Consider the following 12,773-nt stretch of genomic DNA (forward strand, 5'->3'; position numbering starts at 1 on the left):
TCCTTCGGATGGGAGGAATACCATGCAGGTGACAAAGGTAACGGATGGTTTTCAGAACCAGACGGCAGAGAGAAAACGCTTCACAGACGAGGAACTGCAAAAGGAATTTGACTATTACATGGCGCAGAAACTGTTGAAAAATCTGCGGGAGGCAGGCCTGATTACCAAGGAAGAATTGGACAAAATCACGGCGAAAAACCGCCAATCTTTCTCTCCCTATCTGGCTCGGATTATGCCCTAAATGACTTGCTATTTGCAGGCGTCAGAGCGAATATGTCCGTACCGAAAGAGAGGTGAGAGGATGAAACGGATCACAAAGATTGTGGAGAATGCATCCCTTGGAAAGAAGAAAATCAGAGTGGCTGCCTACTGCCGGGTGTCTACAGCCAGTGAGGAACAGCTTGTCAGCCTGGCAGCGCAGAAAGCCCACTATGAGAACTATATCAAATCCAATGACGGGTGGGAATTTGCCGGACTTTATTATGACGAAGGCATCTCTGGCACGAAAAAAGAAAAGCGAGATGGGTTGCTGGCGATGGTTGCCGCCTGCGAGAGAGGAACGATTGACTTCGTCATTACCAAGTCCATCAGCCGGTTTGCCAGAAATACCACGGACTGTCTGGAACTGGTGCGGAAGCTGCTGGACTTAAATATTTACATTTATTTTGAAAAGGAAAATATAAACACGGGCTCCATGGAAAGCGAATTGATGCTTTCTATCCTAAGCGGCCTGGCAGAAAGTGAGTCTGTGTCTATTTCTGAGAATGAGAAGTGGGGTATCAGGCGGCGGTTCCAGAATGGCACCTTCATTATTTCCTATCCCCCATACGGCTATGCCAACGTGGATGGGGAAATGATGATTGTGCCGGAGCAGGCAGAGATTGTGAAACAGATCTTTGCGGATACGCTTGCGGGGAAAAGCACCCATGAGATTGCAAAAGGGCTGAATGAGCAGGGCGTTGTCACCAAGAAGGGCGGGCGCTGGACACCGGGTACCATCAACGGCATCATTGGGAATGAGAAATATACCGGTGATGTCCTGTTCCAGAAGACCTATACAGATAACAGCTTTAACCGCCATCAGAACCGGGGAGAAGTTGACCAGTATCTCATGCAGGACCACCATGAGGCAATCATCAGCCGGGAAGAGTTTGAACGTGCCAATGCGGTTTTGAAACAGCGTGGACGGGAAAAAGGGAATGGCCATGACACCGGGAGATATCAGAACCGGTACGGCTTTTCCGGCCGGATCTATTGCGGGGAATGCGGCAGCAAATATAAAAGGCGGCTGCATTATAAACCCAGCGGCCAATATGCCGCATGGACCTGTGTTACCCATCTGGCAGACAAGGAGCGTTGTTCCCAGAAATACATCACGGATGATGCCTTGAAACTGGCTTTTGTCACCATGATGAACAAGCTGGTTTTCGGACAGCAGATGGTGCTGCGTCCTCTTTTGCAAAGCCTGCGGGGGCTGAATGATCAGTCCCGTCTGCTTAAAATTGAGGAACTGGAAACAGCCATCGAGAAAAACAGGGAGCAGAAACAGGTGCTGACGAACCTGATGGCAAGCGGCTATTTGGAGCCTGCTCTTTTTAATAAGGAAAGCAATGAGCTTGCGGCGGAAGCGGAAACCCTGCGTCAGGAAAAGGAAGGGCTTATGCGCTCTGTCAATGGGGATATGGTCAAAGTGGAAGAATTGCAGCGGCTGCTCCGGTTTACATCCAAAGGGACCATGCTCACAGAATTTGACGATGCGTTTTTCCTTTCCTTTGTGGAGCGGGTCACCGTGCTGTCCAGAAAAGAAGTTGCTTTTGAATTAAAATGCGGATTGTCCCTGAGAGAAAGGCTGGTGGAACCATGAGACACATTCCGTATGGATACCGGATTGAAAACGGCCGGGCGGTCATTGATGAAGAACAGGCTGCTACGGTGCGGGAATTTTTTCAGAACTATATTTCCGGCATGGCGCTGATGCCTGCCGCTGAGAAGGCCGGATTAAAGCTGTACCACGGGAGCGCCGGCAGAATGCTCCGGAATAAGAAGTATCTTGGAGATGATTACTATCCTGCCATTATCGATAAAGAAACCTTTGATAGAGCAGAAGAAATTCGCATGGGCCGGGCAAAGGCACTGGGGCGAGTGTGGGAACTGGAAGGAAAGAAGGACATCTTCTTCCCTACCAGCTTTACCATACCTGCAGTGAAAAAGGTTTCTGACGATCCCTTTGAACAGGCGGCGTATGCATACAGTTTGATTGAGAGCGAGGTAGATGGGGATGGAGCTAAGTAGGAATATTACCGTGATCCCAGCCAGAAAGCGGGTAGGAAATACCGCCGCAGTTGGGAAGCGGCCAAAGCTGAAAGTCGCTGCTTACTGCCGGGTATCCACGGACAGTGAGGAGCAGGCATCCAGCTATGAGGTGCAGGTGGCGCATTATACGCAATTTATCCAGAAGAATCCAGAATGGGAGCTGGCAGGGATCTATGCCGATGATGGTATCACAGGTACAAATACCAAAAAGCGTGAAGAGTTCAACCGCATGATTGAGGAATGTATGGCAGGAAAAATAGACATGATCATTACAAAATCCATCAGCCGATTTGCCAGAAACACGTTAGACTGCCTTAAATACATCCGTCAGTTAAAAGATAAAAACATCGCTGTATTCTTTGAAAAAGAAAATATCAACACCATGGATTCCAAGGGTGAAATTATGCTGACTATTATGGCTTCCCTTGCCCAACAGGAAAGCCAATCCTTAAGTCAGAACGTTAAGCTGGGCATTCAGTATCGATATCAACAAGGTGAAGTCCAGGTCAACCACAAGCGTTTCCTTGGTTACACCAAGGATGAAAACAAGCAATTAGTGATTGAACCAGAGGGTGCTAAAGTTGTTAAACGGATTTATAGGGAGTACCTAGAGGGAGCCAGCCTTTTGCAGATAGCAAGAGGACTAGAAGCAGACGGTATTCTAACAGCGGCAGGCAAAGCCAAATGGAGACCAGAAACACTGAAAAAAATACTGCAGAATGAAAAGTATATCGGTGATGCCCTCCTACAAAAGACATACACAGTTGATTTCCTTTCTAAAAAACGAGTAAAGAATAACGGCATCGTTCCTCAGTATTATGTAGAAAACAGCCATGAGCCGATTATTCCTCGAGACCTTTATATGCAGGTTCAAGAAGAGATGGTTCGAAGAGCAAATCTTCGTGGCCGCAAAGGCGGTAAAAAGCGAGTCTATAGCAGCAAGTATGCTTTATCGAGTATTGTTTACTGCGGACACTGCGGCGATATTTACCGACGGGTACATTGGAATAACAGAGGCTACAAGTCTATTGTTTGGAGATGTGTTAGCCGATTGGAGGAAAAAGGGTCTGAATGCACTGCCCCTACCATAAACGAGGAAACATTGCAGACAGCAGTGGTCAAGGCTATTAACGAGCTTTTGGCTAACAAAGAACCCTTCCTCTCAACTTTGCAGAAAAACATAGCTACTGTATTTAATGAAGAAAATGATAATGCCACCGATGATATTGATGGCAAATTGGAAGAATTACAACAACAGCTTCTTATACAAGCAAAGTCCAAGAATGACTATGAAGATGTGGCTGATGAAATTTACCGCCTTCGAGAATTGAAGCAAAATGCACTTGCAGAGAATGCAGAGCGTGAAGGAAAAAGGCAACGAATCGCTGAAATGACTGATTTCTTAAATGAACAATCCTGCGAGTTGGAGGAATATGATGAGCAATTAGTAAGGCGGCTTATTGAAAAAGTTACGGTATTTGATGATAAGCTCACTGTTGAATTCAAGTCTGGGATTGAGATTGACGAAGAGATATAGAATATTAACCGCCAATTAGGGGCTAGCACCCTTTGGCGGTTAATATTGGATTTTTTTAATTTTAAAGTTGCTTAAAACGACTTGTTGTGTTAAAATATACGCTGATACAAATAAGAATTTAGGAGGAACCGAAACTATGACAGCCTCAATGCGTTTAAGATAAGCTGGCAATAAAAAAAGCAGAATCTATCCCCGATGATAGGCTTTTTTGTTGTGCTTATTTATACGATATTGAGCATTCATTAGTTACGGTGAGGATATAGGTCATTTAACTATACCTTTATTTAACTATGTCTTTATTATGAATGTTTCCATATTGTGAATATAGGCAGCAGATAAAGACATTTCGCTTGAAATACGTTTTTCTTGCGGCCAAAATTATCAAAACAGCTAGGTCTGTGATTATGAAGCTCTCAAGCAAATATCCTTATCAAGAGGTGTATAAAAAATGTATCTGCTTAGAGTCGTAACGATTGATAAATTGGCGCTTGAATCGCTTGAATGAATCGAGTGGTTTATTAATTGAACCTAGAATTGTGATATTTGCAACTTAATTGAGAATAATGGGTATATCTTATTCAAATGTGTTGAGGAAGGGGTGTGAATAATGTTAAAATGTAGGAGTAACTACTTGAATTCTTCGTAGGTTCAGCGAAAATATCGATTTTTAATGGTTTTCGTAAAACAACGTGGAATTTAGGTATTTAATAAATGCTTTATTTATAGGATTCAGAACAAAAAAAGTTTGTGAATAAACCTCATTTCAGAGGAATTGGGTGTTATTAATATGAAAGATACATTTAATCTCTCGTCAGACAGGCACCTGACTGATAAGGAACGATCATTAGTCTCGCCTAAACTTTCTGCTATTTTGGGAGCAGACATAAAACAGATGATGGAAGGTGAAATTATATCCGGTACAAAGTCCAGTTTTAAGAGTCCCACTTCTCAAGAGTGGTAAATTGTATGTTTATTGTATAGATCATGGACTTTTTGTCTATAATGACAATTTAAAAGGGGAAATTAGTAATGAAAAGCTTTCAGATAAGAGATAGCATCTTATTTCAGTTAGACATGTGCTGGCAGCTCTATAAATACCATACGGAAAATCTGGAAGAAGCAGAAGCATACTGGGCGTACAGCTTCGAAAGCCTTCAGGTACGAAAGGTAAATGATGGTTGGATCATAGACTGGCCGGAAAGTGAGAGCTATGAAATGGGACCGATGAGTATAGCCTGGTTAATGTGGCATATCATATATTGGTGGTCCACTGCATTAGATTACAACTTTGGAAATGGATCGATAAAAAAAGAAGATATCACATGGCCTGGAAGTATAGAAAACGCTAAAGAAGTCATAGAATCCCTGCACGAGAAATGGGTATCTAAATTAAGTGAGTTATCCGATGGGGAACTTTTAATGAAACACAATGCTAAATGGCCATTAGATGAGAGGAACTTTGCAGATACTGCACTTTGGTTAAATGCAGAGTTAATGAAAAATGCTGCAGAGATAGGTTATGCAAGATTTTTATATGGAAATAGCATGAAACAAAAATGAATTAACTATAATTACTAAATTCTTATTTACAGTCAATCAGATTTTTGATTAAAAGGAGTAGAGAAGTCATGAGAACTTATACTTTCGACCAGGTAGAAAAGGCAATAGAGCAGTTATATCCTGATTTTACTATCAATACAATAGAGATTTCAGGAGAAGGCAATGACTGTATTGCATATGAAATAAACAGGGATTTCATTTTTAAATTTCCAAAGCATTCAAGAGGATCTACTAATCTTTTTAATGAAGTAAATATACTCAAAAGAATCCACAATAAATTACCCCTCCCCATTCCGGAGGTGGTTTTTACAGGAATGCCATCAGAAACGTACCAAATGTCTTTCGCAGGTTTTACAAAAATTAAAGGAGTACCATTGACACCTCTTCTACTCAATAATCTGCCGAAGCAATCTCAAAATCAGGCAGCTAAGGACCTGGCCCGATTTCTAAGTGAACTTCACAGCATAAACATCTCTGGATTCAAAAGTAATCTGGTATTAGATTTTCGAGAGAAGATAAATGAAGATAATAAAAAAATCAAAAAGTTACTATCCAGGGAATTAAAGGGTCCCCAGATGAAGAAAGTGGATGATTTTTACAGGGATATTCTAGAGAACGAAATCTACTTCAAATACTATCCTTGTCTTATTCATAACGATTTTAGCAGTGATCATATTTTATTTGATACCGAAAAAAATACTATTTGTGGAATAATCGATTTTGGAGATGCAGCTATTTCTGATCCCGACAATGATTTTATAAGTTTGATGGAAGATGATGAAGAATACGGCATGGAATTTGTATCAAAAATATTGAACCATTACAAACATAAGGATATACCGACAGTTTTGGAAAAATATAGGATGAAAGAAAAATACTGGTCGTTCGAAAAGATTATCTATGGAAAGGAATATGGTTATATGGATTGGTATGAAGAGGGATTAAATGAAATCAGAAGCATTAAAATTAAATAGATATTTAATATAAAGGACTGCTAATGTACTCATCAATAGCAATCCTTTTTTAGAATCCGGAATCTTTTTTATTTTATTTCTAATGCCGAGGCAAATAAATCTACACAGGAATCGATTGGTATTTACTTTGGAGGTGGTTTTCCAGTAACATATAATACCTCATGTCATCTTTTGTATACTTCTCCATAAAAAAGAGCCTATACGGTCGTTTTAAAAACAACCTGATAAGCTCCTTTTCTCCTAAAAGCCTCTTTCCGATTCCCTATTAAAAGAAATTCTAAAAGGAAGAGACGCTGTCTTTCTTCTTTGACGTTGAGGATTTCTATTAATCCTCGTTTCTCCAGCTTTTTAAGTTGCTGAAGCATTCCTTCATGGGTTGTTGCTCTCATTTCCATCCCCTTGATTTTATCCGGGGGATTGTTAAAGAGAGAGAACAATTCCCTTGCGAAGTCTCGCCCACAATTCTTTCCACTTATCTTCAGCATCAGAAACCGAAGGGCACAATAAGGCCTTTGGGTAATCCGAATATGCTTCCACCTGAAAACGTAGGCAAGATAAGGATTGAGATTGTGTGGTATGATTGGCAAGTTAAACATAATAATCACCTCCATATGGGTGTCAAAAAAACGAGCAGCTCCAAAACGAGTCTGGTGCTGCTATACTAATAAACTTAATAAAATTAAAACTTAATGAGGTATTATTATTATACCACAAAATGGACATTCTGGCGGAGATTTTGACTCATCATAACATTCAATTAATTTGGAGGTAAGATTAGATGAATAAAAAATTTGATCCAAATAACGTTATTATTAAAATCTGCATGAGTGGGATGGGATTGGAGGACTGTGGAAACAGTGAGGGTGCGATTGCGATGTTTCATAAAGCATGGCACGAAGCAACGGATGACTATGAAAGATTTATCGCAGCTTATCATTTAGCTCGTATACAAGAAAATATTACAGATAAATTAAAATGGATGGAAACATCCTTACAGTGTGCACAAAATATAGATGATGATAACGTTAAGAGTGCTTACTCCACGTTGTATATAAACATTGCCAACTGTTATGAGGAGTTGGGTGATTCTGAACAGGCAACTAGAAATTATGAATTGGCCAAATCATATAATGGTGCACTAACAGATAAAGGCCCATTTTACCATGGGACAAAGGCAGATTTGAAAGTTGGTGATTTTCTGATAGCGGGTGGAAATTCAAATTACAAACCTGGGCTTAAAATGAACCATATTTATTTCACTGCTAATGTCAATGGGGCAGGTCTTGCAGCAGCATTAGCAAAAGGAAAAGGAAGAGAACGCGTTTATATAGTAGAACCTACAGGTGAATTTGAAAACGACCCAAATGTTACTGACAAAAAGTTCCCTGGTAACTTAACGCGTTCTTATCGCTCACAAGAACCTTTAAAAATTATTGGTGAAGAAACAGAGTGGACGAAACCGACAGCTACTAAGCGACGAGAATGGCATGAAAATTTAGCTAAAAACAAAGGCGATATTATTAACTAAACACATTTAATGGTGTGATAGTTGAAGGTCGATATGTTCCCGCCTACCGATAGTGCCAAAAACGTAGTGGATATGTTTCCGAGAACGGATACGCTCAAATGACATTCATTCTGTCCTCTCGAGCCATGTGGAGACTGTGTGCCTCTTGAGCAACCGAAAATCAAAGCCTGATACTCATGTGGATCTGACCCTGGATATGGAAGACTATTACAGGATCAAGGATCAGGAGAAACAGTCAAATAAATAATACACAGAACTTAAATCGGCAGCTGCTGATGCGTGAATGCATTGGCAGCTGTTTTTGCGTTGCAGCGGATTTAAGGGAGGTGGTGCCGTTGGATTGACGGCCAGTGACTGGAAGACAAAGGCATTTCTAAAGTAAATATTCATTTTACGGTTTAAGGAGGCACATCTATGGCAATGAAAAAATTCAGAAATATGAAAGTCTATGAGCAGAGCGGATATCAGTATAAATCTACACCAGCCATCATGCTGAAAGGGCAATGGCTCCGTGAAGCTGGATTTGACTGCGGGACATCTATCACTGTCACTTGTGAGGAGGGGCGGCTGGTGATTGTTCCAAGAGAGGAAGCAAGCTATGTGAATGCTTTTGAGGAAAGCGGCAGGGAAACGGCGGATAAGGTTGCGGAAAAGAAAGGACGGTATTGATGATGGGAAAGATTTATGTTATCGGATCACAGAAAGGCGGGGTGGGGAAAACCACCTCCACCCTGAACCTTGCATACGCACTGCGGAAACAGGGGAAGAAAGTGCTGGTTGTAGATTTTGACAGTCAGGCGAATCTGACGGCCTGTTATGGGATTGAAAATACAGGGGAACTGGAAAATACCATAGGCCATCTGATGATGGCAGCGATAGAGGATGAAAAACTTCCGGCTATGAAGAAGTGCATCCGGACAGAGGACGGCGTAGATTTTATCCCTTCTTCTATTTATCTGTCTGTGGCGGACGCAAAGCTGCGGCTGGAAATGGGAGCGGAAAAGATCCTGTCGGAGATCCTGGATCCGCTCAGGGAGAAATATGATTATATTCTGATCGATACCTGCCCTTCCCTGGGAATGCTGACCATCAATGCCCTTGCGGCAGCTGATGAGGTCATTATCGCGGTGAATCCGCAGCTTCTGGCGATGATGGGACTGCAGGATTATCTGAGGACGGTGACAAAGATCCGGTGCCGGATCAATCCCAAACTCAAGATCGCGGGTATCCTGATGACCATGTGCGAGACGAGGACGAACCTGTGCAGGACATTGACGGAGCAGGTGACAGAAAGTTTCCAGGGGCAGATCCGGATATTTGATACGAGGATCCCCCATACCGTGAAGGTGGGGGAAAGCATTTATTACAGCATGCCGGTGGAACGGTACAGCTCGAAGGCAAGTGCAGGCATTGCATACAGAAAATTTGCGGAGGAGTTGATTTCTATTGAAAGCTAATGGGGCAAAGAGAAAGATTTTTAATGACGCGATTGATTTGCTGGATCAGATGGAAGAAGCCGAGGCGGTTCCGGAGAATGCGGTTCGGATGCTGCCGGCAGAAAGTATCCGTCCGTTTCGTGGCCATCCCTTTCGGATGTATGAAGGGGAGCGGCTGGAAGACATGGTCCAGAGCATCCGGGAGCATGGAGTTTTGAATCCGGTGATCGTCCGGAAACAGGAAGACGGGTATGAGATGCTCTCCGGCCATAACCGGCAGAAAGCGGCGATACTTGCGGGAATTGACAAAATCCCTGCCATTGTGAAAGAAAACCTTTCAGATGAAGACGCGATTGTCTATGTGATTGAAACCAATATGATCCAGAGGTCTTTTTCGGAACTGCTCCCGTCAGAAAAAGCGGCTGTCCTGGCGGTGCGGTATGAAAAGATCAGCAGCCAGGGCAAGCGCAATGATATCCTCCAGGAGATTGCGGCTCTGAACGGGCAGGAAGGAACTTGTGGACATGATGTCCACAAGTCCAGGAGCCGGGATGAACTGGGAAACGAGTATGGCATGACGGGAAGGAATATCGCAAGATATATGAGGGTGGATAAGCTGATCCCTGAATTTAAAGAGGAACTGGATAATGGATCATTGTCTCTTGTTGCTGCCGTGGATCTGTCTTATTTATCGGAGAAAGAACAGAAGGCTGTTGCTGCTGCGGCGTCAGAGGATAAGGTGAAGCTGAATCCGAAAAATGCGGCGGCGATCAGGGCAGAGTCTGGAAATATTACGCAGAAGAAGATACGGGAAATTGCAGATTCAGGGACCAGTCAGAAGAAAAAAGATGCGGTCAGTATCAAGCTTCCGATGAAAGTGTACCAGAAGTATTTTGCGGACCGGAAGGCAAAAGAAGCGGCAGATATTGTGGAAAAAGCACTGGAAGCGTGGTTCCGGAAGGAGGCGGCGGATATTGTTCAGTAAAGAGGAATTGAAAAGCTTGGATACGAAATATTTTGCTGTCATCGTTGCGGATGAATATGATGTAACGGTAATGTCCCGGAATACGGGGCATTACTGGTATATCCACAATCCGGAGTATCCGGGGAAAGGCAGCTGTATTATTTTTCATAAGCATAAGGCATCACATCCGTATCATCAGCATGGCAGGGCGAATACGCTGCGGCAGGCGGTGCGGAGCATACAGGGGCATGACCGATGGCAGATGAAAGGGAAAAGGTGATAGTCAACAATATGGAATGACTTCATGATATTGCTTCAAAACCGGATTGATTTTAGTCTAAAATTAGGGTACAATTAGTCCCAAAAGCGATTGGAGGAAAGATTAGAATGAGTGATGGAACATATTTGGACACCTATTTACTACAGCAAGATATGAGAATAAGAATGCCTAAAGCAATTCTCTCCAATATGGCTGTAGAAAAGGGAAGTACCAAATTTGACATATACATGAGTCCTGACCATGAATCGTTGGTTCTCCGTGTCCATAAGGAAGAAGATGGAGGTGCTAAGGATGAGTAAGGAAATAACAGCTGTATCGTTGTTTTCGGGGGCTGGCGGAATGGATGTTGGCTTTGAAAATGCAGGCGTTAAAGTGCTTTTTGCAAATGAACTGATGAAAGACGCTGCAGATACTTATAAGGCGAATCATCCTGGCGGAGTGATGGTTAACGATGACATAAAAAATGTTCTTGACAGTTTAACAAAGTATAAGGGAGTGGATCTTGTGTTTGGCGGTCCGCCATGCCAAGGGTTTTCAGTGGCTGGGAAAATGGATCCGAATGATGAACGCAGCAAGCTGATTTTTACATTCCTTGATGCTGTGGAACGCATTCAACCTAAGGCATTCGTTATGGAGAATGTTAAGGCATTGGGAGCATTAGAAAAGTGGGGGGCTATTAGAAGTAAATATTTAACAAGAGCAAATGAACTTGGATATGTATGCTTTCCCTATATTCTTAATGCAACAGAGTACGGTGTATCGCAGAAGCGTGAAAGAGTCTTCTTTATTGGAATCAAGGGAGATGCTTTTTTTCAGGATCGTATTGGAGAACTGATAGAGGCACAGAAAAATGAAGCGCCGATAATTCGTGTTTTGTTAAAATCTCTGGGAAAAGCCGGTACGGAAGAAAATCCTGATACCTGTACGGCAAAGATTACATTTGCTACGCATCCCATAATGCGTAAATCTCCTTATGCAGGAATGTATTTTAATGGTCAGGGCCGCCCGATAGATGTTGATGGTTATGCCAATACGCTTCCAGCTTCGATGGGTGGCAACAAAACGCCATTTGTAGATGAAGAGTATTTGTATGGAAATGCTTCCAGCGACTGGGTAGTAGATTATCATAAGGGGCTTATGGATGGAACAATTGTACCTGAGTTTAAGGAGGCTCCTGAAAGATTACGACGTATTACTGTAAAAGAAGCGGCAAGAATCCAGACATTTCCTGACGATTATGTGTTCTGCGGAAACAAAGGGATGGTGTATACCCAGATTGGCAATGCTGTTCCGTGTAAGCTTGCCGAAGCGGTTGCAAAAGCCGTTGTAGCATATCTCAGAGAGAAAGAAGAGGCGATTTGAAGGGAAATGCGTGTTGAGATTCAAGATGATTTTAACCTGAGAAAAATAGTTGAGAGCGGTCAATGTTTTAGAGCTTCCCTGATTGATGATGACATTTACAGATTTGTAACCGGTAATAATGTAGTTTATATGAAGGAGACTGAAAAGGGAATCTTTTCCGTCTCTTGTGGATTCAATGAGTGGCAGAACACTTGGGTAAAATATTTTGACTTGAATCGAAACTACAGAAATATATTTGAGAAAGAATACGGTAAGCATCCATTTGTGGATAAAGCTATGAACGCAGGACGTGGTCTGAGGATCTTATGGCAGGATCCATGGGAAATATTAGTGTCCACGATTATATCACAGCGAAAAAGTATTCCCGCAATTCAAAAAGCTGTTGACTTGATTGCGAAAAAGTATGGAACCGTACAGAAAACGGAATATGAGAAATTGAACTTATTTCCATCTGCTACAGATCTGATTAATGTATCTGAGGATGATATGCGAAGTTGTGGCGTTGGTTATCGGGCAGCATATATTCTGGACGCAATCTCAAAAGTTTCAAGCGGAGAGGTGGATCTAAACATGATTTCGCAACTGCCAGATACTGAATTGATTCAGTACTTGAAATGTATTCGTGGAGTAGGAGAAAAGGTGGCAAATTGTGTTGCACTGTTCTCATATGGGCGATCAGCCTGTGTTCCGGTTGATGTTTGGATATCTCGTGCGATCAATGATGATTGCAACGGAAAAGATCCGTTCGATTTGTATGGGAATCATGCCGGAATCATTCAGCAGTATATTTTTTATTACAAACAGAGCCGCCAATGAACT

15 protein-coding genes and 1 pseudogene are annotated in these 12,773 nt (G+C 42.3%); 15 read left to right on the forward strand and 1 reads right to left on the reverse strand.

Annotated features, from left to right (window positions below):
• The first annotated feature begins 22 nt into the window (after window positions 1-22).
• The 7 genes and pseudogenes from FGQ85_RS05925 (at window position 23) to FGQ85_RS05955 (ending at window position 6,384) form a co-directional block, all read left to right on the forward strand.
• Window positions 23-241 carry an SHOCT domain-containing protein gene (locus FGQ85_RS05925; protein WP_138372915.1) on the forward strand — a complete coding sequence of 73 codons (219 nt, stop codon included), beginning with the start codon at window positions 23-25 and terminating at the stop codon, window positions 239-241.
• Between the two features lie 60 nt (window positions 242-301).
• Complete coding sequence (locus FGQ85_RS05930; protein WP_138372916.1) at window positions 302-1,864, forward strand: recombinase family protein; 1,563 nt, start codon at window positions 302-304, stop codon at window positions 1,862-1,864.
• The gene (locus FGQ85_RS05935; RefSeq protein ID WP_138372917.1) at window positions 1,861-2,292 is read left to right on the forward strand and encodes a recombinase; all 432 of its coding nucleotides are present in this window, start codon (window positions 1,861-1,863) and stop codon (window positions 2,290-2,292) included. The genes FGQ85_RS05930 and FGQ85_RS05935 overlap by 4 nt, the downstream gene beginning before the upstream one ends.
• Window positions 2,279-3,850 (forward strand): recombinase family protein, encoded by a 1,572-nt coding sequence (locus FGQ85_RS05940; protein WP_138372957.1) that lies wholly within the window; start codon window positions 2,279-2,281, stop codon window positions 3,848-3,850. The genes FGQ85_RS05935 and FGQ85_RS05940 overlap by 14 nt, the downstream gene beginning before the upstream one ends.
• Window positions 3,851-4,170: 320 nt before the next feature.
• Window positions 4,171-4,320: pseudogene (locus tag FGQ85_RS05945) on the forward strand (IS1380 family transposase); the annotation flags it as partial.
• A 559-nt stretch (window positions 4,321-4,879) separates the two neighbouring features.
• On the forward strand, window positions 4,880-5,410 hold the full coding sequence (locus FGQ85_RS05950; protein WP_021400993.1) for a DinB family protein: 531 nt from the start codon (window positions 4,880-4,882) through the stop codon (window positions 5,408-5,410).
• Between the two features lie 68 nt (window positions 5,411-5,478).
• A complete protein-coding gene (locus tag FGQ85_RS05955) occupies window positions 5,479-6,384 on the forward strand; it encodes an aminoglycoside O-phosphotransferase APH(2'')-IVa (RefSeq protein WP_021401024.1) in 906 nt (301 codons plus the stop codon).
• Window positions 6,385-6,581: 197 nt separating this feature from the next.
• Here the strand turns inward: FGQ85_RS05955 and FGQ85_RS05960 are convergent, their stop codons facing one another.
• Window positions 6,582-6,980 (reverse strand): hypothetical protein, encoded by a 399-nt coding sequence (locus FGQ85_RS05960; RefSeq protein WP_021401123.1) that lies wholly within the window; start codon window positions 6,978-6,980, stop codon window positions 6,582-6,584.
• A 518-nt stretch (window positions 6,981-7,498) separates the two neighbouring features.
• On the opposite strand from FGQ85_RS05960, the gene arr reads away from it, so the two are divergent.
• The 8 genes from arr (at window position 7,499) to FGQ85_RS06000 (ending at window position 12,770) form a co-directional block, all read left to right on the forward strand.
• Complete coding sequence (gene arr, locus FGQ85_RS19130) at window positions 7,499-7,912, forward strand: NAD(+)--rifampin ADP-ribosyltransferase (protein WP_069955805.1); 414 nt, start codon at window positions 7,499-7,501, stop codon at window positions 7,910-7,912.
• Window positions 7,913-8,326: 414 nt separating this feature from the next.
• The gene (locus tag FGQ85_RS05970) at window positions 8,327-8,581 is read left to right on the forward strand and encodes a SymE family type I addiction module toxin (protein ID WP_138372918.1); all 255 of its coding nucleotides are present in this window, start codon (window positions 8,327-8,329) and stop codon (window positions 8,579-8,581) included.
• Window positions 8,581-9,369, forward strand: coding sequence for an AAA family ATPase (locus FGQ85_RS05975; RefSeq protein ID WP_347563055.1), 789 nt, complete (start codon window positions 8,581-8,583; stop codon window positions 9,367-9,369). Before FGQ85_RS05970 ends, FGQ85_RS05975 begins: the two co-directional genes overlap by 1 nt.
• On the forward strand, window positions 9,359-10,333 hold the full coding sequence (locus tag FGQ85_RS05980) for a ParB N-terminal domain-containing protein (RefSeq protein ID WP_138372919.1): 975 nt from the start codon (window positions 9,359-9,361) through the stop codon (window positions 10,331-10,333). The genes FGQ85_RS05975 and FGQ85_RS05980 overlap by 11 nt, the downstream gene beginning before the upstream one ends.
• Complete coding sequence (locus tag FGQ85_RS05985) at window positions 10,323-10,592, forward strand: hypothetical protein (RefSeq protein WP_138372920.1); 270 nt, start codon at window positions 10,323-10,325, stop codon at window positions 10,590-10,592. Before FGQ85_RS05980 ends, FGQ85_RS05985 begins: the two co-directional genes overlap by 11 nt.
• Window positions 10,593-10,699: 107 nt before the next feature.
• Entirely contained in the window at window positions 10,700-10,891 is a 192-nt protein-coding gene (locus FGQ85_RS05990) for a sucrose-6-phosphate hydrolase (protein ID WP_138372921.1), read from the forward strand.
• Entirely contained in the window at window positions 10,884-11,954 is a 1,071-nt protein-coding gene (locus FGQ85_RS05995; RefSeq protein WP_138372922.1) for a DNA cytosine methyltransferase, read from the forward strand. Before FGQ85_RS05990 ends, FGQ85_RS05995 begins: the two co-directional genes overlap by 8 nt.
• A gap of 6 nt (window positions 11,955-11,960) precedes the next feature.
• Window positions 11,961-12,770: a DNA glycosylase gene (locus tag FGQ85_RS06000; RefSeq protein ID WP_138372923.1), complete on the forward strand. Its 810-nt coding sequence runs from the start codon at window positions 11,961-11,963 to the stop codon at window positions 12,768-12,770.
• The last annotated feature ends 3 nt before the right edge of the window (window positions 12,771-12,773 follow it).

The organism is Pseudoflavonifractor sp. BSD2780061688st1 E11, assembly GCF_005844125.1.
Lineage (GTDB): Bacteria > Bacillota > Clostridia > Lachnospirales > Lachnospiraceae > Sellimonas > Sellimonas catena.

Bases quoted from the DNA above. Each gene is read 5' to 3' on its own strand.
- FGQ85_RS05925 (WP_138372915.1), top strand. From the start codon at position 23: ATGCAGGTGACAAAGGTAACGGATGGTTTTCAGAACCAGACGGCAGAG.
- FGQ85_RS05930 (WP_138372916.1), top strand. From the start codon at position 302: ATGAAACGGATCACAAAGATTGTGGAGAATGCATCCCTTGGAAAGAAG.
- FGQ85_RS05935 (WP_138372917.1), top strand. From the start codon at position 1,861: ATGAGACACATTCCGTATGGATACCGGATTGAAAACGGCCGGGCGGTC.
- FGQ85_RS05940 (WP_138372957.1), top strand. From the start codon at position 2,279: ATGGAGCTAAGTAGGAATATTACCGTGATCCCAGCCAGAAAGCGGGTA.
- FGQ85_RS05950 (WP_021400993.1), top strand. From the start codon at position 4,880: ATGAAAAGCTTTCAGATAAGAGATAGCATCTTATTTCAGTTAGACATG.
- FGQ85_RS05955 (WP_021401024.1), top strand. From the start codon at position 5,479: ATGAGAACTTATACTTTCGACCAGGTAGAAAAGGCAATAGAGCAGTTA.
- FGQ85_RS05960 (WP_021401123.1), bottom strand. From the start codon at position 6,980: ATGTTTAACTTGCCAATCATACCACACAATCTCAATCCTTATCTTGCC.
- FGQ85_RS05970 (WP_138372918.1), top strand. From the start codon at position 8,327: ATGGCAATGAAAAAATTCAGAAATATGAAAGTCTATGAGCAGAGCGGA.
- FGQ85_RS05975 (WP_347563055.1), top strand. From the start codon at position 8,581: ATGATGGGAAAGATTTATGTTATCGGATCACAGAAAGGCGGGGTGGGG.
- FGQ85_RS05990 (WP_138372921.1), top strand. From the start codon at position 10,700: ATGAGTGATGGAACATATTTGGACACCTATTTACTACAGCAAGATATG.
- FGQ85_RS05995 (WP_138372922.1), top strand. From the start codon at position 10,884: ATGAGTAAGGAAATAACAGCTGTATCGTTGTTTTCGGGGGCTGGCGGA.
- FGQ85_RS06000 (WP_138372923.1), top strand. From the start codon at position 11,961: ATGCGTGTTGAGATTCAAGATGATTTTAACCTGAGAAAAATAGTTGAG.